This is a genomic window from Pseudomonas sp. 67(2021), from assembly GCF_017491835.1.
Taxonomy (GTDB): Bacteria; Pseudomonadota; Gammaproteobacteria; order Pseudomonadales; family Pseudomonadaceae; genus Aquipseudomonas; species Aquipseudomonas atacamensis.
In genome coordinates, this window is the sequence record NZ_JAFGYL010000006.1 from 45,247 (window position 1) to 69,144 (window position 23,898).

The 23,898-nt window shown below is 62.5% G+C and carries 21 protein-coding genes; 17 read left to right on the forward strand and 4 right to left on the reverse strand.

What is annotated here, in order from left to right; all coding sequences use genetic code 11:
- Positions 1 to 37 precede the first annotated feature (37 nt).
- From nrdR to J5M66_RS10195, 12 genes are all read left to right on the forward strand, one after another.
- Positions 38 to 502 (forward strand): transcriptional regulator NrdR, encoded by a 465-nt coding sequence (nrdR, locus tag J5M66_RS10140; protein ID WP_007910946.1) that lies wholly within the window; start codon positions 38 to 40, stop codon positions 500 to 502.
- On the forward strand, positions 499 to 1,632 hold the full coding sequence (gene ribD, locus J5M66_RS10145; protein WP_123443248.1) for a bifunctional diaminohydroxyphosphoribosylaminopyrimidine deaminase/5-amino-6-(5-phosphoribosylamino)uracil reductase RibD: 1,134 nt from the start codon (positions 499 to 501) through the stop codon (positions 1,630 to 1,632). Before nrdR ends, ribD begins: the two co-directional genes overlap by 4 nt.
- Positions 1,633 to 1,679: 47 nt before the next feature.
- Positions 1,680 to 2,342, forward strand: coding sequence for a riboflavin synthase (locus J5M66_RS10150; protein ID WP_016772981.1), 663 nt, complete (start codon positions 1,680 to 1,682; stop codon positions 2,340 to 2,342).
- Positions 2,343 to 2,363: 21 nt separating this feature from the next.
- Entirely contained in the window at positions 2,364 to 3,455 is a 1,092-nt protein-coding gene (gene ribBA / locus J5M66_RS10155) for a bifunctional 3,4-dihydroxy-2-butanone-4-phosphate synthase/GTP cyclohydrolase II (RefSeq protein WP_024014490.1), read from the forward strand.
- 90 nt (positions 3,456 to 3,545) lie between these two features.
- Positions 3,546 to 4,022 carry a 6,7-dimethyl-8-ribityllumazine synthase gene (ribE, locus tag J5M66_RS10160; protein ID WP_003228649.1) on the forward strand — a complete coding sequence of 159 codons (477 nt, stop codon included), beginning with the start codon at positions 3,546 to 3,548 and terminating at the stop codon, positions 4,020 to 4,022.
- A complete protein-coding gene (gene nusB, locus J5M66_RS10165; RefSeq protein ID WP_024014489.1) occupies positions 4,019 to 4,519 on the forward strand; it encodes a transcription antitermination factor NusB in 501 nt (166 codons plus the stop codon). The genes ribE and nusB overlap by 4 nt, the downstream gene beginning before the upstream one ends.
- Positions 4,520 to 4,546: 27 nt before the next feature.
- Positions 4,547 to 5,512 carry a thiamine-phosphate kinase gene (gene thiL / locus J5M66_RS10170; protein WP_123443249.1) on the forward strand — a complete coding sequence of 322 codons (966 nt, stop codon included), beginning with the start codon at positions 4,547 to 4,549 and terminating at the stop codon, positions 5,510 to 5,512.
- Positions 5,509 to 6,012, forward strand: coding sequence for a phosphatidylglycerophosphatase A (locus tag J5M66_RS10175; protein WP_039761886.1), 504 nt, complete (start codon positions 5,509 to 5,511; stop codon positions 6,010 to 6,012). The genes thiL and J5M66_RS10175 overlap by 4 nt, the downstream gene beginning before the upstream one ends.
- A gap of 25 nt (positions 6,013 to 6,037) precedes the next feature.
- Positions 6,038 to 6,775 carry a transporter substrate-binding domain-containing protein gene (locus J5M66_RS10180; RefSeq protein ID WP_123443250.1) on the forward strand — a complete coding sequence of 246 codons (738 nt, stop codon included), beginning with the start codon at positions 6,038 to 6,040 and terminating at the stop codon, positions 6,773 to 6,775.
- 144 nt (positions 6,776 to 6,919) lie between these two features.
- Entirely contained in the window at positions 6,920 to 7,537 is a 618-nt protein-coding gene (gene ribA, locus J5M66_RS10185) for a GTP cyclohydrolase II (protein ID WP_024014485.1), read from the forward strand.
- Positions 7,534 to 7,953 carry an MFS transporter gene (locus tag J5M66_RS10190; protein ID WP_123443251.1) on the forward strand — a complete coding sequence of 140 codons (420 nt, stop codon included), beginning with the start codon at positions 7,534 to 7,536 and terminating at the stop codon, positions 7,951 to 7,953. Before ribA ends, J5M66_RS10190 begins: the two co-directional genes overlap by 4 nt.
- Positions 7,953 to 8,753 carry a cobalamin-binding protein gene (locus J5M66_RS10195; protein ID WP_207808234.1) on the forward strand — a complete coding sequence of 267 codons (801 nt, stop codon included), beginning with the start codon at positions 7,953 to 7,955 and terminating at the stop codon, positions 8,751 to 8,753. The genes J5M66_RS10190 and J5M66_RS10195 overlap by 1 nt, the downstream gene beginning before the upstream one ends.
- Before the next feature lie 137 nt (positions 8,754 to 8,890).
- Here J5M66_RS10195 and J5M66_RS10200 read toward each other — a convergent pair whose 3' ends face one another.
- From J5M66_RS10200 to J5M66_RS10215, 4 genes are all read right to left on the reverse strand, one after another.
- Entirely contained in the window at positions 8,891 to 10,774 is a 1,884-nt protein-coding gene (locus tag J5M66_RS10200) for a TonB-dependent receptor (RefSeq protein ID WP_207808233.1), read from the reverse strand.
- A gap of 140 nt (positions 10,775 to 10,914) precedes the next feature.
- Positions 10,915 to 12,813 carry a 1-deoxy-D-xylulose-5-phosphate synthase gene (gene dxs, locus J5M66_RS10205; RefSeq protein WP_073475710.1) on the reverse strand — a complete coding sequence of 633 codons (1,899 nt, stop codon included), beginning with the start codon at positions 12,811 to 12,813 and terminating at the stop codon, positions 10,915 to 10,917.
- Between the two features lie 91 nt (positions 12,814 to 12,904).
- Positions 12,905 to 13,792, reverse strand: a complete 888-nt coding sequence (ispA, locus tag J5M66_RS10210) for a (2E,6E)-farnesyl diphosphate synthase (protein ID WP_207808232.1) — start codon at positions 13,790 to 13,792, stop codon at positions 12,905 to 12,907.
- Positions 13,789 to 14,031, reverse strand: a complete 243-nt coding sequence (locus tag J5M66_RS10215; protein ID WP_016772991.1) for an exodeoxyribonuclease VII small subunit — start codon at positions 14,029 to 14,031, stop codon at positions 13,789 to 13,791. The genes ispA and J5M66_RS10215 overlap by 4 nt, the downstream gene beginning before the upstream one ends.
- Positions 14,032 to 14,530: 499 nt before the next feature.
- On the opposite strand from J5M66_RS10215, the gene J5M66_RS10220 reads away from it, so the two are divergent.
- From J5M66_RS10220 to J5M66_RS10240, 5 genes are read left to right on the forward strand one after another with little or no spacing between them, the layout of a single operon-like run.
- Positions 14,531 to 15,322 (forward strand): DUF2135 domain-containing protein, encoded by a 792-nt coding sequence (locus J5M66_RS10220; RefSeq protein ID WP_110602936.1) that lies wholly within the window; start codon positions 14,531 to 14,533, stop codon positions 15,320 to 15,322.
- Positions 15,323 to 15,357: 35 nt separating this feature from the next.
- Complete coding sequence (locus J5M66_RS10225) at positions 15,358 to 17,070, forward strand: DUF2138 domain-containing protein (protein ID WP_207808231.1); 1,713 nt, start codon at positions 15,358 to 15,360, stop codon at positions 17,068 to 17,070.
- Positions 17,055 to 17,705, forward strand: a complete 651-nt coding sequence (locus J5M66_RS10230) for a DUF1175 family protein (RefSeq protein ID WP_207808230.1) — start codon at positions 17,055 to 17,057, stop codon at positions 17,703 to 17,705. The genes J5M66_RS10225 and J5M66_RS10230 overlap by 16 nt, the downstream gene beginning before the upstream one ends.
- Entirely contained in the window at positions 17,702 to 22,276 is a 4,575-nt protein-coding gene (locus J5M66_RS10235; protein WP_207808229.1) for an alpha-2-macroglobulin, read from the forward strand. The genes J5M66_RS10230 and J5M66_RS10235 overlap by 4 nt, the downstream gene beginning before the upstream one ends.
- Before the next feature lies 1 nt (position 22,277).
- Positions 22,278 to 23,897 (forward strand): DUF2300 domain-containing protein, encoded by a 1,620-nt coding sequence (locus J5M66_RS10240; RefSeq protein ID WP_207808228.1) that lies wholly within the window; start codon positions 22,278 to 22,280, stop codon positions 23,895 to 23,897.
- Position 23,898: the final 1 nt, after the last annotated feature.

Genomic DNA, 23,898 nt, shown 5'->3' on the forward strand with positions numbered 1-23,898 from the left:
GCTACCATGGCCCTCCCATTTTTTGTTGCCAGCCACCATGCACTGTCCCTTCTGCGGTGCCAACGACACCAAGGTCATCGACTCGCGTCTGGTCGCCGAGGGCGAACAGGTGCGCCGCCGGCGTGAATGCCTGGCCTGCGGCGAACGTTTCACGACGTTCGAGACGGCCGAACTGGTGTTGCCGCGCCTGATCAAAACCGACGGCAGCCGCCAACCGTTCGACGAAGAAAAACTCCGCGCCGGCATGCAACGCGCGCTGGAGAAACGTCCGGTCAGCGTCGAGCGCCTCGAATCCTCTCTGGTCCATATCAAGCACAAGCTGCGCGCCACCGGCGAACGCGAGGTCAAATCCCTCGTGGTCGGCGAGCTGGTGATGGCCGAGCTGCAAAAGCTTGATGAAGTCGCCTATATCCGTTTTGCCTCGGTGTACAAGCGCTTCCAGGACCTCAATGAATTCCGCGAAGAGATCGACCGCCTCGCCCGCGAACCGGTGAAAGAATGACCACCGCCGCCGAGCAGGCGATCCTCGACGCGCATTTCATGGCCCGCGCGCTGGAACTGGCGCGCAAGGGCCACTACACCACCCATCCCAATCCGCGAGTCGGTTGCGTGGTGGTGCGTGACGGCCAGATTGTCGGCGAAGGCTGGCATGAGCGCGCCGGCGAACCCCATGCCGAAGTCCACGCCCTGCGCGCCGCTGGCGAGCAGGCCCGGGGCGCGACGGCGTATGTGACCCTCGAACCTTGCAGCCACCACGGGCGCACGCCGCCGTGTGCCGATGCCTTGGTGACCGCTGGCGTTGCCCGGGTCGTGGCGGCGATGCGTGATCCCAATCCGCAGGTCGCCGGGCGCGGTTTGCAGCGCCTGGCCGAGGCTGGTATTGCCACCGAAAGTGGTGTGCTGGAGGCTGAAGCACGCAAGCTCAATCAAGGTTTTCTGAAACGCATGGAACTTGGCTTGCCATTCGTGCGGGTCAAGCTGGCCATGAGCCTCGACGGGCGCACGGCGATGGAAAGCGGCGAGAGCCAGTGGATCACCGGCCCGGCGGCGCGTTCGGCGGTGCAGCGTTTGCGCGCTGAGGCGGCGGTGGTGCTGACCGGCGCCGACACGGTGTTGGCCGATGGCGCACGCTTGACCGTACGCGCGGACGAACTCCGTCTCGACAGCGAGCAAACTGCGCTGGCCATGAGTCGCCCGCCATTGCGCGTATTGATCGATGGCCGCCTGCGGGTGCCGCTGGATGCGCCGTTCTTCAAGGCCGGGCCGGCGCTGGTCGCCACCTGTGTCGCGGTCGAGGAGCAATATGCCAATGGCCCGGAATGCCTGATCGTGCCGGGTGCCGACGGCCAGGTCGATCTGCATCAATTGCTTATCGAACTGGCCAGCCGTGGCACCAACGAGGTGCTGGTCGAGGCCGGGCCGCGTCTGGCCGGCGCCTTTGCGCAACTGGGGCTGGTCGACGAATTCGTGATCTTCATTGCCGGCAAATTCCTCGGCTCCACGGCGCGTCCGCTGCTCGACTGGCCGCTGGCGCAGATGAAAGATGCGCCGGAACTGAAAATCACTGAAATCCGCGCGGTGGGCGATGACTGGCGAGTCACTGCGATCCCTGTCCCTGCAGCCCGCGTATAATTCCCGGCCATCGCGTTAGCGCTGGCCTCGTTCTCAAGGAGAACCCCATGTTCACCGGCATCATCGAATCCATCGGCAGTATCCGCGCACTGACCCCAAAGGGCGGTGATGTGCGGGTGCACGTCGCAACCGGCAAGCTCGATCTGAGTGACGTCAAACTCGGCGACAGCATCGCCGTCAACGGCGTTTGCCTGACCGCCGTCGAGTTGCCGGGCGACGGCTTTGCCGCCGACGTCAGCCGCGAAACCCTCGATTGCACCGCCATGAATGACTTGAAAAGCGGCAGCCCGGTCAATCTGGAAAAAGCCCTGACCCCGACCACTCGCCTCGGCGGGCATCTGGTCAGCGGCCACGTCGATGGTGTCGGCGAAGTGGTATCGCGCAGCGACAATGCCCGCGCCGTGGAATTTCGCATCCGCGCGCCGAAAGAGCTGGCCAAGTACATCGCCCACAAAGGCTCGATCACCGTCGACGGCACCAGCCTGACCGTGAACGAAGTCGATGGCGCCGAATTCATGCTGACGATCATTCCGCACACCCTCAGCGAAACCATCATGGCTTCATACAAGCCGGGCCGCCGGGTGAATCTGGAAGTCGACCTGCTGGCGCGTTATCTGGAGCGTCTGCTGCTGGGCGACAAGGCCGCCGAGAAGACCGCCGGCAGCACCATCACCGAAAGCTTTCTGGCCCAAAACGGCTACCTCAAATAATTCAAAAGAAGGGGGTGCCTTGTGGCGCTCAATAGCATCGAAGAACTGGTTGAAGACATCCGCCAAGGCAAGATGGTTATCCTCATGGATGACGAAGACCGCGAGAACGAAGGCGACCTGATCATGGCCGCCGAATGCTGCCAGGCCGAACACATCAACTTCATGGCCAAGCACGCCCGTGGCCTGATCTGCATGCCGATGAGCCGCGAGCGCTGCGAACTGTTGAAGCTGCCGCTGATGGCACCACGCAACGGTTCCGGTTTCGGCACCAAGTTCACCGTCTCGATCGAAGCCGCCGAAGGCGTGACCACCGGCATCTCCGCCGCCGATCGCGCGCGCACCGTGCAGGCCGCTGCGGCCAAGGACGCCAAGGCTGAAGACATCGTCAGCCCGGGCCACATCTTCCCGCTGATGGCCCAGGCCGGCGGCACTCTCGCTCGCGCCGGCCACACCGAAGCCGCTTGCGACCTGGCGCGCATGGCCGGTTTCGAGCCGAGCGGGGTGATCTGCGAAGTGATGAACGACGACGGCACCATGTCCCGTCGCGCTGAACTCGAAGCCTTTGCCGCCGAACACAACATCAAGATCGGCACCATCGCCGACCTGATCCACTACCGGATGATCCACGAACGTACCGTTCAGCGGATTGCCGAGCAGCCGCTGGACAGCGAACTGGGCCAATTCAACCTGGTGACCTATCGTGATTCGGTGGAAGGCGACGTGCACATGGCCCTGACGCTGGGCACTGTCTGCGCTGAAGAACCGACGCTGGTTCGCGTGCACAACATGGACCCGCTGCGCGATCTGCTGATGGTCAAGCAACCGGGCCGCTGGAGCCTGCGCGCCGCCATGGCTGCGGTCGCCGAGGCCGGCAGCGGTGTGGTGCTGCTGCTCGGTCACCCGCTCGATGGCGACGTGCTGCTGGCGCATATCCGTGAAACCGGTGAGCAGGCAACGCCGAAAAAACCGACCACCTACAGCATCGTCGGGGCCGGTTCGCAGATCCTGCGTGACCTCGGCGTGCGCAAAATGCGCTTGATGTCGGCACCAATGAAATTCAATGCGATATCCGGTTTCGATCTGGAAGTTGTAGAATACGTGCCCTCCGAATAATGACCGGCTGTTTCCGGACTCCAATTCGCGGCAAATAATCACTGAGGGGCGCGTAGCAGACGCGTCCCGGCTCTTTAAGAGAACTGACGAATGACCCTGAAGACCATCGAAGGTACCTTCATCGCCCCCAAAGGCCGCTACGCTCTGGTAGTGGGCCGCTTCAACAGCTTCGTGGTTGAAAGCCTGGTCAGCGGTGCCGTTGATGCCCTGGTTCGCCACGGCGTGAGCGAAAGCGACATCACCATCATCCGCGCGCCGGGCGCCTTCGAAATCCCGCTGGTTGCGCAGAAAGTCGCCCAGAAAGGCGAGTTCGCAGCGATCATCGCCCTTGGCGCGGTCATTCGTGGCGGTACTCCGCACTTCGAATACGTAGCTGGCGAGTGCACCAAAGGCCTGGCCCAGGTCTCCATGGAATTCGGCGTACCGGTCGCGTTCGGCGTGCTGACCGTCGATTCCATCGAGCAAGCCATCGAACGTTCCGGCACCAAGGCCGGTAACAAAGGTGCCGAAGCTGCCCTGTCCGCTCTGGAAATGGTCAGCCTGCTGGCGCAGTTGGAGGCCAAGTGATTAGCGACGAAAGCGATCGTTTCAACCCGCGCGATCCGAAACCTGCGGATGCCGGCAAGCCGTCGAAGAGCGCCAAGCGTCGCGAAGCCCGTCAGCTCGCGACCCAGGCGCTGTACCAGTGGCACATGGCCCGGCAATCGCTGAACGAGATCGAAGCGCAGTTTCGCGTTGATAACGATTTCACCGATGTCGACGGCGCCTACTTCCGTGAAATCCTTCACGGGGTTCCGCAGTTCAAGACCGAAATCGACACTGCCCTGACGCCTTGCCTGGATCTGGCGATCGAAGAGCTGGACCCGGTTGAACTGGCGGTTCTGCGCCTGTCGACCTGGGAATTGCTCAAGCGCGTCGACGTGCCATACCGCGTTGTGATCAACGAAGGTATCGAGCTGGCCAAGGTGTTCGGTTCGACCGACGGCCACAAGTTCGTCAACGGCGTGCTCGACAAGCTGGCCCCGCGCCTGCGTGAAGCTGAAGTGAAGGCGTTCAAGCGCTGATCGGCGCTTGAATACTTTTTCTCGGCCATGGGCGAGTTTGAGCTGATCCGCAATTTTTTCGCCGCCGCGCCTTGTGCGCAGGGCGGCGAAGGCGTTGCTCTGGGGATCGGCGACGACTGCGCCTTGCTGGCGGTTCCCGCTGGGGAACAGCTGGCGGTTTCTACCGATACGCTGGTGGCCGGTGTGCATTTCGCCGACCCCTGCGATCCGTTTCTGCTCGGCCAGCGCTCGCTGGCCGTCGCGGTCAGTGACCTGGCCGCCATGGGCGCCGCGCCCGTTGCCTTTACCCTTGCCCTGACCTTACCGACGGTAACCGCCGACTGGCTGCAAGCCTATGCCCGGGGTTTGAACCGCATGGCGCAAAGCTGCGGCGTCGCACTGATCGGCGGCGACACCACGCGCGGGCCGTTGAGCCTGACGGTCACCGTGTTCGGCCGCGTACCCGCTGGCCAGGCCTTGACCCGCAGCGGTGCGCAGGCCGGTGATCTGCTCTGCGTCGGTGGCGAACTGGGCAATGCCGCCGGCGCCTTGCCGCTGGTATTGGCCCAACGTGATGCCGAAGCGCATATCGCCCAGCCGCTGCTCGAGCATTACTGGTCGCCACAGCCGCAACTGGCCCTCGGTCAGGCCCTGCGCGGCAAGGCCACGGCGGCGCTGGATATCTCCGACGGCCTGCTCGCCGATTGCGGGCATATCGCGCTGGCGTCGAAGGTGCGACTTGAGATTGAACGCGAGCGTGTACCGTTGTCGGATGCTTTAGTCGCGTTTCTCGGCCAGCGCGGTGCCGAGCGCGCGGCATTGAGCGGAGGTGATGATTACGTACTGGCGTTCACCTTGCCGTCCGCCGAGTTGCCGGCACTGCTGGCCGATGGCTGGCCGATTCATGTGATCGGGCGAGTGCTGCCGGGCCAAGGCGTGCTGCTGCTGGACCGCGACGGGCGCGACATCACTCCGCAGATTCGCGGCTACCAACATTTTCAGGAGACACCGTGACAGATCACCCGAAACAGGTCCCTGCCGAATTCGTGCCTCCTTCGGTCTGGCGCAATCCGTGGCATTTCCTCGCGTTCGGCTTCGGCTCCGGTACCTTGCCAAAAGCGCCGGGCACGTGGGGCTCGCTGGTGGCGCTGCCGTTCATTCCGCTGTGGCAGATGCTGCCCGACTGGGGCTACTGGCTGATGCTTGGCATCACCATGCTGTTCGGCTTCTGGCTGTGCGGCAAAGTCGCTGACGATTTGCGCGTGCACGACCACGAAGGCATCGTCTGGGATGAAATGGTCGGCATGTGGATCACCCTGTGGCTGGTGCCGGAAGGCTGGTACTGGTTGCTCGCGGGTTTTCTGGTGTTCCGCTTCTTCGATATTCTCAAGCCGTGGCCGATCCGCTGGATCGACAAGCACGTGCATGGCGGCGTCGGCATCATGCTCGACGACGTGCTGGCCGGTGTGTTCGCCTGGCTGGCGATGCAAGGGCTGGTCTGGGTATTCGCCTGATTCGACTCACGTGAGGAAACACGCAATGCTGCGACGCGGGTTGGCGCTGCTGCTTCTGGCTCTGCTGGGCACGTTCGCCCATGCGCAGGCCGCCGCGCCTGTGCCTGCGGTGATCCATCTGGCCAGCGAAGACTGGGAGGATTACACCGCCGCCGACGGCCACGGTCTGGCCTGGGACGTGTTGCGCAAAGTGTTCGAGCCGGCCGGGGTCAAGCTGGACATCCGCACGGTGCCGTACACCCGTTCGATCGGGCTGGTGCAGTTGAAGGAAGTCGACGCGCTGGTCGGCTCCTACCGCGACGAAGCCGAGCACGTGCTGTACCCGCAATCGAAGTTCGATTCTGATCACATCTACGCGCTGGGCCTGGCGAGCAGCCCCCCGCCGACCCAGGCGACCTTGGGCAAATATCGGTTGGCCTGGGTGCGCGGCTACCGCTACGAAAACTACTTGCCGAACATCCAGCGCTTCAACCAGATCGAACGACGTACCGGCATTCTGCTGATGCTCAAGCAGGGCCGGGCGGATTACTACATCGATGCGCTGACCGAGATTGAAGCGGTCGTGCGCGATGCCGCGGATCCAGCGCAGTATCGCTATTCGCATCTGGCTGAGTTGCCGCTGTTTCTCGGTTTCGCCGATACCCCACAGGCTCGCGCGTTGATGGCGCTGTATGACCGGCGCATGGCGGAGCTGGTCAAGAGCGGAGAGTTGAAGCCGGTCTTCGAGAAGTGGCAGCAGCCGTATCCGTTTGATCCAAAATGATCACAATGTCCTGTGGGAGCGCATGGCAACTGTCATCAAACTTTTTGATGGTTATGCCCGATAATTCAGCCTAAGCGTCCACAGGAACCTGCTGTTACAATGCCCGCCTGCGAATTTTCAGTCTTCTAGATCAGGAGCACATCGGTGCCTGTCGTCTTCGTCGCCGCTTCCAAGCTGCCAACGCCTTTTGCGCAATTCACCATGCACGGCTTTCTAGATGAGAGCACCGGGCGTGAGCACGTCGTGCTGAGCCTCGGTGAAATTGCCGATGGCGCCCCGGTACTCGGTCGCCTGCATTCCGAATGCCTGACCGGCGATGCCTTGTTCAGCCAGCGTTGCGACTGCGGCTCGCAACTGGAAGCCGCGTTGCAGGCGATCGCCCGCGAAGGCCGCGGCGTGCTGCTGTATCTGCGTCAGGAAGGGCGCGGCATCGGGCTGCTGAACAAGATCCGCGCCTATGAATTGCAGGACGGCGGCGCCGACACCGTGGAAGCCAACGAGCGTCTGGGCTTTGCCGCCGATCAGCGCGACTACGCCATGTGCCTGCCGATGCTTGAGCATCTGGGCGTGAAATCCCTGCGCCTGATGACCAACAACCCGCGCAAGGTCAAAGCGCTGACCGACATGGGCATCGTCGTCGCCGAGCGCGTGCCGCTGCACACCGGGCACAATCCGCACAACAAACTCTATCTGGCGACCAAGGCCAGCAAGCTCGACCACATGATGGGCAACGAGCATCAGGGCGAGGTTGACCGCGCGTGACCCGTGGCCAGGTGCGGCGGCGGTTGTCGGTGGCCTGGTGGCAATACCTGGCGCTGGCCCTGTTGCCGCTGTTCGTGCTCAACGCGCTGTTCGGTGAAGGCCAGGGCCTGCTGCCAGTGCTGGCAATGCCTTTGTTCATCGCCGGCGTCGCCTCGATGTTTGTCAGCCTGAAGTATTTCGCCCGCTACAAACACGCCCTGATCGCCACGCAAAAAGCCCTCGATACCGCCGAAGAACCCGCCGCCTGGATTGCCCTTGCGGCGCGTCGGCGTACGGCGTCGCTGGTAGCGTCCTTGCCGGCCTGGATTGGCGCACTGGCGGTATTCGTCGGCCTCGAAGCCGTGCCGTTGATGTTGCTGGCGCTGTCCACCGCCGTGCTGTTCTACCTCTATCGTATTCCGCGTCAACTCGGCTGATGCATCGCCTGTGGCTGGCGGTTCTGCTGCTCGCCCTGAGCAGCCCGGCGCTGGCCGCACTGCGTGTGGTCAGCCTCGCCCCCTCACTGTCTGAAATCGTCGTTGAACTGGATTCCGCTGACCTGCTGGTCGGCGTACTGGATGCGGGCGAGCGGCCGGCGGCGATAGCGGATGTTTCATCAGTGGGCCGCTACGGCCAGCTCGATATGGAGCGCTTGCTCAGCCTGAAACCGGATTTGCTGCTGCTCTGGCCCGGTAGCGTCGGCGCGGGGCAGCGTGATCAGCTCAAGCGCCTGAACATTCCGACCTTCGTCGCCGAGCCGCATACGTTGGCGCAACTCGCGGCGCAGATCGAAGCCATTGCCGAACAGCTCGGGCGTCCTGAACGCGGGGCGAAACGAGCGGCCGAATTGCGCAAACAACTGGATGACCTTCGTCAGCGTTATCGTCGTGATGTGCCGCTGCGGGTGTTTTATCAAGTCTGGGACAAACCGCTGTATACCATCGGTGGCGGGCAGATCATCAGCGATGCGCTTGAGGTGTGCGGCGCGCGCAATGTCTTCGCCGAGCTGAATCTGCCGGCACCGCAGGTGAGTATCGAGGCGGTATTGCAGCGTGATCCGGAAGTGATTGTCGCCGGTGATCAGGCGCAGCTAGGGGCGTGGAAGACCTGGCCGCAGGTGGCGGCGGTCAGGCAGGGGCGGTTGTTGCTGGTCAGTGACAAAGGTCTGGAAAGGCCCAGTGGTCAGATGATCAGTGCGACCGCCAAACTCTGCCAATTGATCGCGCCGGATCGGTAGACCGCATCGCCTGTATTCGCGAGCAGGCTCGCTCCCACACTGGATTTGCGTTGAAAACAAACTGTGTGGCCGCACTCAGTCTACTGTGGGAGCGAGCCTGCTCGCGAAGAGGCCTGCCAACCAACACAAATCTCAGTTCAGAGTTCAGGGGTCCATGTCACCCCAAACATCCACGCCCGACCTTCCTCACGATAGCCATACTGCGCGCCTTCATAGCTGTAATTCGCCCGGCTGTAGCCCTTGTCCAGCAGGTTATCCACCTTCAGATCCAGCTTGATCTCACGGTTCAGCGCCCAACTGCTGCGCAGCCCGAGCGTGCCGTAGCCACCCAGCGACTGGGTGTTGTTCAAGTCGTCGTAACTGCCGCTGACCAATTGCCAACTGGCGCCGAGTCCCAAGCGATCAAACTGCCGATCCAGATCCCAACTGGCCGTGCGCCGCGCCCGTCGCGCCAGCGTATGCCCGGTATCGCGATCACGCGGATCAATGATTGCCACGCCAAGATTGCTCTGCCAGCCAAACAGCTCCTGTTTCAGTGCTGCTTCAAAACCATTGATCCGCGCTGACGCAACGTTCTGCGGGCGGGAGTTGCTGCCGAAGATGATCGCGTCTTCCAGGTCGGTGCGGTAAATCGAGGCTTCCAGCCGCGCGCTGTCGCTCAACTGGCTGCGCCATTGCAGTTCGTAGCTTTTCGAAGTTTCCGGTTTCAGGTCGGGATTGCTGAAATCCGGGTAGTACAGGTCGTTGAAGGTCGGCGCACGGAACCCTTCGCTGTAGCTCAGCAGCACGTCGTTGTCCGGGTTCAGCGGCAGGGTGAAAGTGCCGCTCCAGGTGTTTTGGCTGCCGAACTGCTGGTTGTCGTCGTGGCGCAGGCCGAACTCGGTGGAGAAACTGTCGGCCTGATAGCGATGCTGGATGAACGCGGCGCGATTCCAGCGGCTGTCCTCCTCAAACGCAGTGCTGCTGTTGACCCGGTCTTCGTACCAGTCGCCGCCGAGGATAAGGCTGTTGCGCGCGTCCAGCGTCAGGTCGTTCTGCCAGTTCACCGAGTCGCGATAGGTGTTGAACACCGTGCGCTCGTCGCTGAGCTTGTCGAAGGTCTTTTCGCGGTTTTCGCTGTGGCCGAATTCGATGCGGGTTTTCCAGGTTTCGTTGACCCGCGCATCGACATAACTGCTGATGCTGCTGACATTGAAGTCGCTGTAGGGCTGCTGTTGCACCGACTCGAAAGTGTCCATGTCGAAGCGGCCGAACGGATTGTCGAATTCGCCCCTGCCACGGTTATCCAGCAGATTGGCGCCGACTTCGACGTCATCGGTCAGCGCGTGGCTGAGGCTCAGGCTCAGGGATTTGTTGCGGTAGGCGTCATGGTCGCTGTCGCTTGGATACGACTCGTGGGTACGGTCGATCCCGGCCGTTTCGTCGAGGCTGGCGCCGAGGTTGAAGCGGGTTTTGTCGTCGCCGCCGGACAAGCCGAGGCTGCGTTCCCAGGTCTGCTGACTGCCGAAGCCCAGATGCAGGCGTGGCTGCAAGCCTTGCTCGGTGCCGCGTCGGGTGAAGATCTGGATCACCCCGCCAATCGCGTCGCTGCCGTAAATCACCGAGCGTGAACCGCGCAGCACTTCGACGCGCTCGATCTGCTCGATGTTCAGATGTTGCAGGTTGCTGTCGCCGGAAGTCGAGTTACCGATGCGCTGGCCATCGACCAGCACCAGGCTCTGCGCCGATTGCGTGCCGCGAATGTAGACCCCCGGCAGACTGCCGCGCCCGCCGGTCTGCGCCACTTGCACGCCAGGCACGCGCCGCAGCAGATCGGGCACGTCGCTGGGTTGCAGGCGATCGATGTCTTCGCGGGTGAACACGGTGTTGGCGGCGCTGCTGTCGTTGCGCGCCTCGACCTGACGATTGGCGCTGATCAGCGTGTCCGGCAGCTTCAGCGCCTGATCGCGTTCGAATGTATCGGCAAGGGCGCTGGCGGTTGGCAGCAGGAGGAAGGGCAGGGCGAGGCGGGAGAGGTTCATGGACAGTCCAACGGGAGTTTCAGGTGTACACAAATCAAATGTGGGAGCGAGCCTGCTCGCGAAGGCGGTGTATCAGTCAGTTCGTCTTTGACTGACAGTCCGCTTTCGCGAGCAGGCTCGCTCCCACAAGGGTATTGCGTTTATTGGGCGAGCAATGCCAGGCGCTGGCGAATCGACGCTTCGATCCCGGCCTCATCCAGCCCGCACTCGGCAAGCATCTGCGCCGGTTTCGCATGCTCGACGTAAATGTCCGGCAAGCCCAGATGCAGCATCGACTTGAGAATGTTCTCGCGGGCGAGGAATTCGCTGACCGCGCCGCCGGCGCCACCCATGATTGCGTTCTCTTCGATGGTCACCAGCAACTCGTGGTTGCCGGCGATCTCGCGTACCAGCGCTTCATCCAGCGGTTTGACGAAACGCATGTCGACCACGGTGGCGTCGAGCTTCTCGGCGACTTTCAAGGCTTCGCTCAGTTGCACGCCGAACACCAGCATGGCGACCTTGCTGCCCTGACGACGAACGATGCCCTTGCCGATTTCGATCGCTTCGAGATCTTTTTCGATGACAGCATTCGGGCCGCTGCCGCGTGGGTAACGCACTGCCGCCGGGCCGTTGTAGAGGTGGCCGGTGGTGAGCATTTTGCGCAATTCGTTTTCATCGCTCGGGGTCATGATGACCATGCCCGGGATGCAGCGCAGGTACGACAGGTCGTAGCTGCCAGCGTGGGTCGGGCCGTCTTCGCCAACCAGGCCGGCGCGGTCGATGGCGAACAGCACGTCCAGGTTCTGCACCGCGACATCGTGTACGAGTTGGTCGTAACCGCGTTGCAGGAATGTCGAATAGATCGCCACCACCGGTTTCGCGCCTTCGCAGGCCATGCCGGCAGCGAAAGTGACCGCGTGCTGCTCGGCAATCGCCACGTCGAAATAACGCTCGGGGAAGCGCTCGCTGAACGCCACCAGATCCGAGCCTTCCTTCATCGCCGGGGTAATTCCGACCAGACGAGCGTCAGCCGCCGCCATGTCACACAGCCACTCGCCAAACACCGCCGAATACTTCGGCCCGCTGACGGCTTTCGGCGCAGCGGCGGGGGCGTCCAAAGGTTCGAGTTTGGTGATGGCGTGGTAACCGATCGGGTCGACTTCCGCCGGGGCGAAGCCTTTGCCTTTCTTGGTGACGATGTGCAGGAACTGCGGGCCTTTGAGATCGCGCATGTTGCGCAGCGTGGCGATCAAGGTGGGCAGATCGTGGCCGTCGATCGGGCCGATGTAATTCCAGCCCAGCTCTTCGAACAGGGTGCCGGGGACCAGCATGCCCTTGGCATATTCTTCGGTGCGACGGGCGATTTCCCAGGCGCCGGGCAGGCGCGAAAGGACTTTCTTGCTGCCCTCGCGCATGCTCGCGTAGGTGCGGCTGGAAAGGATCTTCGCCAGATAATTCGACAACCCGCCGACGTTGCGCGAGATCGACATATCGTTGTCGTTGAGGATCACCAGCATGTTGGCGTTGACTTCAGGCGCATGGTTGAGCGCCTCGAAAGCCATGCCGGCGGTCAGCGCGCCGTCGCCGATCACGGCGATGGCCTTGCGATCGCTGTCCTGCAGGCGGGCGGCAATGGCCATGCCCAGCGCGGCGCTGATCGAAGTGCTGGAGTGGCCGACGCCGAAGGTGTCGTACTCGCTCTCGGAGCGGCGCGGGAACGCGGCAATGCCGTCCTTCTGACGCAGGCTGGCCATGCGCTCGCGGCGACCGGTGAGGATCTTGTGCGGATACGCCTGATGCCCGACGTCCCACAGCAGACGGTCGTCCGGGGTGTCGAAGACGTAATGCAGCGCGATGGTCAGCTCGATCACGCCCAGGCCGGCACCGAAATGCCCACCGGTCTGGCCGACCGTGTAGAGCAGTTCCAGGCGCAACTCATCGGCCAGGGTTTCCAGCTCGGCTTCGCCTAACCGGCGCAGGCCGTCCGGCGTGTTCGCGCGGTCGAGCAGGGGCGTGGTCGGGCGCTTGCGGGGAATCTCATGAAACGTCGTGGGCATCAGGCGAATCGTTATAGGTATAAAAGATGCGGCAGTTTACCTGATGCATCGCCCCCTGCCCACGCGTTGGTCTTTTTTGGCCGATACGCCGTCAGTTGCGTCGCTCGACGATATACCGCGCCAGCTCGCGCAGCGGCTCGGCGGCCGCGTCAAACGGTCGCAGCGCCTGCAAGGCCTGATCGCGCAGTTCCAGAGCGTAGGCCTTGGCGGCGTCGAGGCCGAGCAGCGCCGGGTAGGTTGGCTTGTCGCGGGCAATGTCGGCGCCCTGCCGTTTGCCGAGGGTCGCGGTATCGCTTTCCACGTCGAGGATGTCGTCCTGCACCTGAAAGGCCAGGCCGATGGCCTGTGCATAAGTCTGCAAAGCCTGAAGCTGATCAGGCTGGGCGCGGCCGCTGGCCAGGGCACCAAGCTTGACGCTGACCTCAATCAGCGCGCCGGTCTTGTGCCGGTGCATCTGTTCCAGGGCTTGTTGATCGAGCTTGAGACCGACCGAACCCAGATCGATGGCCTGACCACCGACCATGCCCGCCGGACCGGCTGCATGGGCCAGCGCTGTGACCATCTGCAGACGGATTTCGCTGCTGCAATCGCTCAGGCGCGGGTCGAGCAGGGCGCTGAAGGCCAGGCTCTGCAAGCCGTCACCGGCGAGGATCGCGCAGGCTTCGTCGAATTTCTTGTGGGTCGTCGGCTGGCCGCGACGCAGATCGTCATCGTCCATCGCCGGCAAATCGTCATGCACCAGCGAGTAGGCGTGGATCAGTTCGACCGCACAGGCCGCGCCGCTGGCCTGTTCAGCCTTTGCGCCGAGGGCTTCGCATGCGGCGTAAGCCAGCAACGGGCGCACGCGCTTGCCGCCGTTCATCACGCTGTAGCGCATCGCTTCGTAGAGCCGCGCCAGTTCCGGCAGCGGCGCGTTGAACAGCGTCTCCAGCGCCGCGTTGACCCGGGCCTGACTGCTCGCCGAATACGCCGCGATCATTCTGGCTCATCCGCGTCGAAGGGTTCCTCGGCGAGCTCGCCATCGCGCTCCAGCAGCACCTGCACTTTCTGCTCGGCCTGGGCCAGCGCCGCCTGGCAGTCACGGGTCAGACCGATGCCCTGCTCGAAAGCGGTCAGCGAGTCTTCCAGCGACAATTCACCGTTCTCCAGACGCTCGACCAGTGTTTGCAGGTCGGCGAGGGATTGTTCGAAATCCAGTGCAGCTTTTTTGCGGGCCATGGCGGCAAATTCCGGTAGACGTTAAACCGGCGCGACACTAGCAGATAGGGGGGGTATGGGCAAATGAGGCGCCCTACCCAAAGCCGCGCACATGACCCCCGTGGCGAGGGGATTTATCCCCGCTGGGTTGCGTAGCAACCCTAAAACCAGACAACCGATACTCTCAGGAAAATCGAAGTCGCCGGTTTTACGACTGCTGCGCAGCCGAGCTGGGATAAATCCCCTCGTCACAAAGTTAATGTGAAGTTTCGGGGCTGAGGCTTATTCGGCTCATTTTATGAGCCGAATAACTTCGCTATTCGGCTCACGCCCTCTCGAAAGCGAGATTCCTACAGCAATCACACATGTATCCGATTGTTAAAAAACTGCCGAATCGCTACTCTTCGCGGCTTCTACGGCCCCGACAGTTGCGGGGTATTCAGACGAAACGCAGTTCACCGCTGTGAAGTACCGAGGATCGGGTGCAAGGTTTCGTTCAAGGCATGGCAGGAGGCGTCACATGCGTTCATTTCTTTTGCTGCTGATCGGCCTCGCCTGCGCGCCTGCGCTGTGGGCCGCGCCGACTGCGCAGTTGTCCGAGCCGGTCGGCGGCTGGCGTTATCACGGCCTGCTCGATCGTTCGGAAAATCCGCAGGTCGCCTACCCGACGCCGCCGATCGATCGCGGCATTCAGCGCAATCGCACGATGATCCAGGGCCAGCTCAAAGCCCTCGGCCGCATGCGTCCGCCGCACAGCCTCGCCGTCAACGGCAATCCATTGAATCTGTACACCGACGATCAGGGGCGTTTTGCCCGGCCCTACGCATTTGGCGCCGGTTCCAACAGCGTCGAAGTGATCAGCGCCGAAGGCCAGTCGCTCAAGCGCGTGCAATTTTATGAAGCAAATAATCTGCGCACGCCGGCGAAGATTCGTCTTGTCTTGGGATGGGACGACCCGAAAGCCGAGCTGGATCTGCATATTGTCACCCCCGACGGTCAGCATGCCTTTTGGGCACGGCCGGCGCTGAGCAATGGCGGCGGCCTCGACCCGGATGGTGTCGACGGCCCCGGCCCGGAAATGTTCACCATGACCGCGCCGCTGCACGGCACGTATCTGGTCTACGTCAACTATTGGGGCAACTACGGCGATGGTGGCTATAACTTCGAGGAAACCAGTAATCAGAACGAGGTGATCACCTCGCAGATCACCCTGGTGCTCAACGAAAACACCGTCGACGAAAAACGAGAAACCTTCATCGTGCCCCTGCGGGCGATCGGTGATTTGTTGCTGGTCAAGACTTTCAACTATTAAGCATCCCGCCACGGATGAACTCGGATGTTGTGAACATGAGCGATAACACTGTGACTCCAGCTGCCGCGACACCGGCGGCCAAACCTTCGCGGCGCTGGCCGCTGGTCGTGCTCGGCCTGTGCCTGGTGGCCGGTGTGGCGGGCGGTTTCGGCTGGCTGCTGCTCAAGCCCAAAGCGCCGCCGGCGACACTTGCCAGTGACAAGCTCGGCCTCGGCCGTCCAGACGCCTTGCTCGAAACTCGCTCGCTGAGCCAGTTGCCCAAGGACCTCCTGACGGTGCCGTTTCTCAAGGCCACGCTCACCGAGGATTTCGTCTTCTATTACGAAACTCACGCCGACCGCCTCGGCCTGATCGGCAGCCTGCGGCGGATCATCTACGAGCATGACCTGAAGTTGCAGGACAGCCTGATCGAGCAGCTTTTCGATCAACCGGCCGATGTTGCGCTGTGGCGTGGCGCCGATGGCCGCTTGAAGGATTTCCTGCTGGTGATGGATCGCGGCGGATTGGCCAAGCTGCTCGAGCCGTTGGCGAAAGTGGCGCTGGATGACACTCAGCTCAGCATCTTCGGCACTCTCAAAGTCGGCGGCGATGACGTGCCGCTGTATCAACTCAGCTACAACGCCAGCAAATCACTGCTGTTCGCGTCGCGCGGCGACAAACTGGTGGTGTTGTCCAATCCAGCCAAGTACTACGACCCCGAGAGCGGCGTCTCGGAAGAGTCGGGCCGAGTTTCCGCGCAAGCGCTGGCGGCGTTACTCAACGGTGAAAAGCTCTTCCCCGAAGCGTTCGGCTTGCCAGCGAAAAAACCGGAAACCAAGCAGCGTCTGTCGGTCAATTCCAGCGTGCTCGCCATGGGCTATCAGCGCTTCATCCCGAATTTCGCCGGGCTGCGTTTCGACATGGACGACAAGGGCTGGCACAGCTATCTGGCCATGGATGAACTGGAAAACCAGCCGGACTTCGATTTCAAACCGGTCTGGCAGGCGATGCCGTTGGGGGCGAGCGCTTGCGTGACCCTGCCGGTGGCGGCGGAGCCGCAGAAGCCGATATTGATCAAACTCGGTGCCGATGAAGCTGTTGCGCAAACGCTGACCGAACACGTCGCTGGCGCGGCCGGCCTGTGCTGGTACGCCGATTCGCGGTTATACACACCGTTGCTGGTCGCCAGCCTCAAAGACGAAGACAGCAGCAAGCTTGACGGTGATCTGGGCAAGTTGTTCGGTTCGATGGTCGGCGCGTTCGAAGCCAATGTCGCCGAAAGCGTATTCCCGGTGATCGACAAGCAGGAAGGCCAGAGCCACGTCTGGCAGCGTCAGGTCAGTTCCAGTTTCGGTCCGTACGCGGCGAAGACCGCTGAAAACCCGGAGGCGATTTCCGGCAAGGCGTTCATGAAAGTCAGCCTCGCCCGTCATGGCTCGACGCTGCTGTTCTCCCTCGACGACAAACTCGTCGACAAAGCCCTCGGCACTCTCGACAAGCGCTTCCCGCCGATGGCCGACGGTTTGCCAAAAGACGTACTGATGCCGATCTACTTCGGCCCGGACGCGATGGCGCAACTGATGCAGCGCGAAACCCTCGACAGCCTGCCGCAGGACATGGAGCCGGTGTTTTATAACGCTGCGCAAACCTACCTGATGCCGAAACTGCGCACCCTCGGCGGCTACGGCAAATATGCCCTGACCCTGCCCGAAGGCAGCGAGCCTGACGGCCACTGGCAATGGCTGCCGCTGGAATGGAAAGCGCTGTGAGCGCACTGATCCGCAGCCTCGGCTTGCTTGCGTTGCTGCTGAGCGCAGGCGCCCGAGCAGTTGAAGCGCCAGCGCTCGGCCCGGCGCAATCCCAGGTGTTTCGCGCCTGGTTTGTGCGCATCGCTCAAGAGCAGCTCAGCCAGGGCCCGAGCCCGCGCTGGTATCAACAGGACTGCGCCGGGCTGGTGCGCTTTGCCGCCAACGAAGCGCTGAAAGTCCACGACGACAAATGGCTGCGCAGCAATGGCCTGTCCAATCGCTATCTGCCGCCGGAACTGGCGCTGAGCGACGCGCAACGCAAGCTCGCGCAACAGTGGCAGCAGGGCGGCGGCAAGGTCGGGCCGTACGTCAACGCGATCAAACTGATTCAGTTCAACAGCCATCTGGTCGGCCGCGATGTGTCGCAGGCGCGGCCCGGTGACCTGATGTTTTTCGATCAGGGCGACGACCAGCACCTGATGATCTGGATGGGCCGCTACATCGCCTATCACACCGGCACCACCACCCCCACTGACAACGGCATGCGTTCGGCAAGCCTGCAGCAACTCATGACATGGAAGGACACCCGATGGATACCCGACGCAGCCAACCCCAACTTCATCGGCGTCTATCGACTGAACTTTCTTTCCCAATGACCGGTGCCCGCATGTTGCGTATCTGTTCGCGAATTTCCTTGCTGTTGGCGTTGTTGCTGCCGTTTACCTGCGTCAACGCCGAAGACTCGGTGGAGCCGAGCAATTACACACCGGTGGCCGGTGAGAGTTTCTTTTTGCTTGCCGACAGCAGTTTTGCCAGCGACGAGCCGGCGATGGTCCGCCTCGAAGCCCCGGGTCGTGACTACCGGCGCTTTCGCATGGAACCGTACGGCGGCGCCGACATTCGCGTATACCGCATCGACAAGCCGCTGGATTTCCTCAAGCGCCAGAAGAACCTGCATCGCGTCGTCAGCGACGGCCAGTTCAAGGGCGAAGGTCTGTCCAACACTCTCGCCTATCTGTGGGACAACTGGTATCGCAAGTCCCGCCGGGTGATGCAGCGTGCGTTCTCCTACGAGTCGCGCAAGCAGGTCACCGAAGAAGTGCCGGAGTTGAAAATGGGCGAGGCCATGGTCGCGCCGACGCCATACGACGCGCAGCCGCAATTCGCGCTGATCCCGGGTTTGCCGGTGGTCAGCCAGTTCCGTTATCCGCTGTGGCAGGCCAAGCCTATCCAGCCGCCGGCCGGGGTCAATCTGGCCGGCTCGTCCAGCGACTTCGTCAGCGTCGCGCCGGGCAACGTCTACATCCCGTTGGGTAACCTGAAGCCGGGGCTGTATCTGGTTGAAGCGCTGATCGGCAAGTACCGCGCGACCACCATGGTTTTCGTCTCCAACACCGTCGCAGTGAGCAAGATTGCCGGTGATGAACTGCTGGTCTGGGCCGCGCGCAAGCACGAAGGCAGTTCGGTGCCGAAGGTCAACGTGCTGTGGACCGATGGCCTCGGCGTGATGAGCAGCGGTGCTACCGATGCCGACGGTCTGCTGCGCCTGAAACACGTCAGCCCGGAGCGCTCGTTCGTCATCGGCGAGGACGAAGAGGGCGGCGTGTTCGTCTCGGAAAACTTCTACTACGACAGCGAAATCTACGACACCAAACTTTACGCCTTCACCGACCGGCCGCTGTATCGTCCGGGCGATTGGGTGTCGTTGAAAATCGTCGGTCGCGAGTTCAAGAATGCCCGTGATTCGGTGTTGCCGGGTGCGGCGGATGTCAGTGTCAGCGTGCTTGATGCCACGGGGACCGAATTGCAGACCCTCGATCTGAAACTGGATTCCAAGGCCGGTACTCAGGGCCGTTTCCAGTTGCCGGATAACGCCGTGGCTGGTGGTTACGAGATCCGTTTCAACTACAAGGAGCAGGCCTACAGCAGTGCTTTCCGTGTGGCTGAATACATCAAGCCGCACTTCGAAATCTCGCTGAATCTGGCCAAGCAGGATTACCGTACCGGTGAGCCGGTGAAAGGCAGCCTGGTGTTGCTCTACCCGGACGGCAAACCGGTGGCCAACGCGAAATTGAGCCTGAGCCTGTGCGCCCAGCAACTGTCGATGGTCGACAACGAGCTGCAATACCTCGGGCAATTTCCGGTGGAACTGACCAGCACCGAACTGACTACCGACAGTAAAGGCAACGCGACACTGGATCTGCCAGCGGCGGAAAAACCGAGCCGCTACATGCTCACCGTGTTCGCCAGCGACGGCGCGGCGTATCGGGTCAAGACCACCAAGGAAATCCTCATCGACCGTGGCGCGGCGAGCTTCCGCTTGAGCGCGCCGCAGCGGTTCAGCGCGGTCGCTGACAAGGTTGCCTTCAGCTACGCGAATGAGGGTGGCACCGAACAAAGCAAAGCCGTAACGCCGAGCAGCTACGCTTGGGTGCGCCTGGAAGATCAGAGCACCGGCGAAGGCAAACTCGCCGCAACGGACAAAGGCTTCAGCCTCGCCTTCGAACGTCCGGGCACCTACAACCTGACGCTGAAGGATCAACACGGTCGCGTCCTCGGCGCCACCGGCCACTCGGTCACCGGCGACGGTGTGAAAGCGGTGCAGGGTACCGTGGAAATCGTCCTCGACAAGCCCGAGTACAAGGCGGGCGAAGAAGCGCTGGCGCTGATCACCTTCCCTGAGCCGGTCAGCGATGCACTGCTGTCGCTGGAGCGCGACAAGGTCGAAGCGACCGCGCTGCTGGCCAAGGGCGCTGACTGGTTGAAGCTGGAAAAACTCAGCGACACCCAATACCGCGCGCGCATTGCGGTGAAGGACAACTTCGCGCCGAACCTGACCTTCTCCGTGCTCTATACCAAGGGCGGTCAGTACAGTTTCCAGAACGCCGGGATCAAAGTGGTCGCGCCGCAAATCGACGTGGCGATCAGCACCGACAAAGCGGTGTACCTGCCGGGCGATACGGTCACGGTCGACCTGACCACGCAGTTCGCCGGCAAAGCGGTTCCGGCGCATCTGACGGTCAGCGTGGTCGACGAAATGGTCTACGCGCTGCAACCGGAAGTCGCGCCTAGCATCGACCAGTTCTTCTATCACCCACGGCGCAACAACGTGCGTACCAGTGCCAGCCTGTCATTCATCAGCTACGACGTGGCATTGCCGGGCAGCCCCGGCGCACCGGGCAAGGCCAATCGCAGCGAGCGCGGCGTGAAAGTGCTTGAGCGTCCGCGCCGTGAAGACGTCGACACCGCTGCGTGGCAGCCGGAGTTGTTGACCGGCGCCGACGGCAAAACCCGCTTCACCTTCAAGATGCCGGACTCGCTGACCCGCTGGCGCATCACCGCGCGGGCGATTGCCGATGACGGTCAGGTCGGGCAGAAGAAGCAGTTTGTCCGTTCGGAAAAACCGCTGTACCTGAAGTGGAGCGGGCCGAGCAGATTCCGCAAGGGCGATCAGCCGCAACTGGGCGTGTTCGCTTTCAGTCAGGCGGAGAAACCGGTCAAGGCTGAATTGGTCACGCACTATGCCGGCGCCGAACAGCGCTCGCCGGTGACCCTGAACAGCGGCATCAATTACCTGCCACTGCCGGCGTTCGCTTTGGCCTCTGGCGAGTGGACGGCGGAGCTTGTGCAGGATGGCAAAGTCGCCGATGCCCTGGCTGTGCGCTTGAGTGCCACCGGTGAAGGCTGGCAGGTCACCCAGACACAAAGCCTCGACGTGGTTAGCGGCGATACACCCTTGAGTTTGCCGGCGGATGCCACGGATATCCGCCTGCGTCTGGATGACGGTCCGCAAGCGCTGTTCCGTTCCGCCCTCGATGATCTGCTCGGCTACCCGTACGGCGGCGTCGAGCAGACGGCCAGTCGCTTGCTGCCGTTGAGCATCGCCTATCCATCGCTGGCTTCGAACCCGCAGATTCGCGATCGCTTGCGCCTGATCATGCAGAACAGCCGCCTGCGCCTGGTGCAAATGGCCGGGCCGTCGGCGAGCTTCACCTGGTGGGGCTACGACGGCGAGCCGGATGCATTTCTCACCGCCTATGCCTATTACGCCGACTGGAATGCCAGCCGCGTACTCGACCTGACCCTGCCGCCGGAGCACTGGCAGCGGGTGCTGGAGGTCTATGCCAAGCAAGCGCCGAATACACCATTGCTGCAACGGGCGCTGATTCTGTCGTTCGCCAAACAGATGCAGCTGCCAGTGAACACGCTGCTCAGCGGTTTGATCGACGATCTGGCCAAGGCCGGTGAAGGCGCTGCCGAAACCTTGCTCGACGACGGCCAGAACAGTCTGGTGATGAACGACCCGGATTCGGCACTTGGTCTGGCGACGGCACGGGTACTCACTGCATCGTTGGCCTCGCAGGCGAAAGTTGCTTTGCCGGAGGCGTTCAATCGGCAACTGGGCGCAGCGCAACAACGTCTGGCGGTCAGCTCGCAGCCCTTCGTTGAAGCACTGAACCTGTCGCTGCAACCGTTTGATCAGGCTCGCGCCACGGCGTTGCTGCAACGGTTACTGCCGCAGCAATCGACACTGGAACGTGCACTGGCGCTGACCTGGCTGCAACGCAGCATCGCTCAGGCTTCGCCGACCATCGCGCTGATGCCGGGTGAAGGCTGGAAGAAAAACTACGGGGCCAGCGGCGAGATGTACTGGACATGGCAGGGCGCGGCGCCGCTGCCGAGCGTGCTGAGCGTGTCCGGCACGCAAGAACGACCGCTGCGTGCAGCACTGAGCTTCCAGACGCAACAGCCGCAGGTCGATCCGATGGCCGTGACCATCACCCGGCGCCTGTCGCGTCTGGTGCCGGGCGAAGAAGCGTTCACCTTCAAACTCGAGCCGGTCGGCACTAAACCGTTGTCCAGCGACAGCCTGTACCTGGATGAGGTGATCCTCACCAGCAAGGCACCGAAACCGTTGCGCTACGGCGTGCTTGAAGTGCCGCTGCCACCGGGCGCGGATGTCGAGCGCACGACCTGGGGCATCAAGTTGCAGGGCAAGGACGGCACCGAACCGACCGCGCTGGAGAAGGCGCGTTTCGAACCGGGTCAGTTGGCTTACGCGGTGCCGGTCGATGCATTGAGCGGTGAGTTGCGCCTGCGTCATCTGGTGCGCTTCTCGCAGAAGGGCCAGTTCAACCTCCCGCCGGTACGCTTCAAGCAAGTGTATGCACCGCAGCATCAGGCCCAAGAGGCGAAAGCCGCCCTCGGTCAGGTCACGGTCAACTGACATGCGCCGGCCGCTGTTGTGGCTGCTGATGGGTGTGATGCCTGCGCTGGCGACAGCGCAGGACGAGCTGTTGCGTGTGGCCTATCAGGGCGAGTTGTTGTCGTTGAGTCAGACGCAACTGATCAAGCGCGAACCGTTGCCAGCGTCGCTGGATGCGCCGCTGGGCAGTCTGTGGAAGTTGTTCGTCTACGCGTGGCTGGTGGATACCGGTGCACAGGAACCGGCGTATGAATGTCGCGGGCAGTCCAAAGAAGAAGTTTATTGCTGCTCGGCGGGCGGCAAGATCGAGCGGGATCAGGCACTGGTGAAGTCCTGCGGTCTGTATTTCGAACCGGCGCGGTTGGGCATTGCAGCGACGGATTGGCGAGCGTATTGGCAGGCGCGGCAAGCGCCGACGTGGTTGCTGGATTTGCCAGCCGTGCAACCGGCAACAAGGGTTTCGGTTGCCGAGTTATTGAGCGTTCTGGCGTTGCTGCCAGCGCAGGAACAGATGCGCCGCGTGCTGCTCGATGTCGTACTGAACGCGGCGGACGGCAATGTCGCCGGCGAGTTGGGCGGACGCCTGCGGGTGAAAACCTGGAGCTGGCTCGGCGACCAGGATGCACAATCGCGCCAGGGTGGATTCGCCGGCTGGAGCGCCGACGGCGCGCCGATCTGGGTGGGCGGGCGCGGCACCAGTCAGATGGTCCTGCGTCATTACGGCCAAGCGTTGGCCAGCGTATTGCCGACGGCTTGGCCGGTGGACGCGGGGCGTTGTGTGGAAGTCGGGCTGTTTTCGAAATATCCGGTTTCGAAGGTTCTGGTCGGGGATCGTGTCGCCACGTCCGGGCCATTGCGCGGCGACTACCGCGTCGAATTCGCCAACGGCAACGCGCTGCTCATCCACAGCGACGGCGAATTGTTTCTGCTCAACGACAAACTCGTCGCAAGGCTTGATCGCGAAGAATATGTCGCCCGCGTCCTTGAGCGCGAAGCCAAACCGGAACCTGCCGAAGCCGCCAAGGCGCTGGCCGTAGCGATCCGCACTTATCTGCTGCAAAACGCCACGCGCAACGGCGACTGCCTGAGCATCGACGACAGCAGCAATCGCCAGCGCGTCGCCCCGCGTCCAGCCTCGGCCGAGTCACGCAACATCGCGGCGTGGACGGCGGACCTGGTACTGGCCGGCAGCACCGTCACCTATCACTCCGACCAGCCCGGCCCGGACAAACTCGCCTGGCAGCAAGCCGTCGAGCAAGCGAACGCCGGCCAACGTTACGACGCGATTCTGCTGCACGCCTATCCACGCGCCAGCCTCAGCCGTTGGGACAACCCGGTCGCCTCCTGCGAAGCATTGCCCGCCGCGCAAGACTGGCTGCAGAAGCAGCGGCGCGGCTGGCGTCCGAGGCTTGAAAGCGAAACCGGCTACAACGAAGTCAGCACTTTCGCCGTATGCAAACTCGCCTTCGGCCGGCCCTTCGTCGACCGTGAGCGTCAGCGCATTTATGTGCGCGGCGTGCTGACCCTGCAGGATCGCCTCGACCTGACTCATGAATATCTGCACCTGGCCTTCGAAGCACACCCCAACGGCCAGGATGAAACCTACATCGAAGGGCTCGCCCGTCACCTTTTGCTGGAATAGA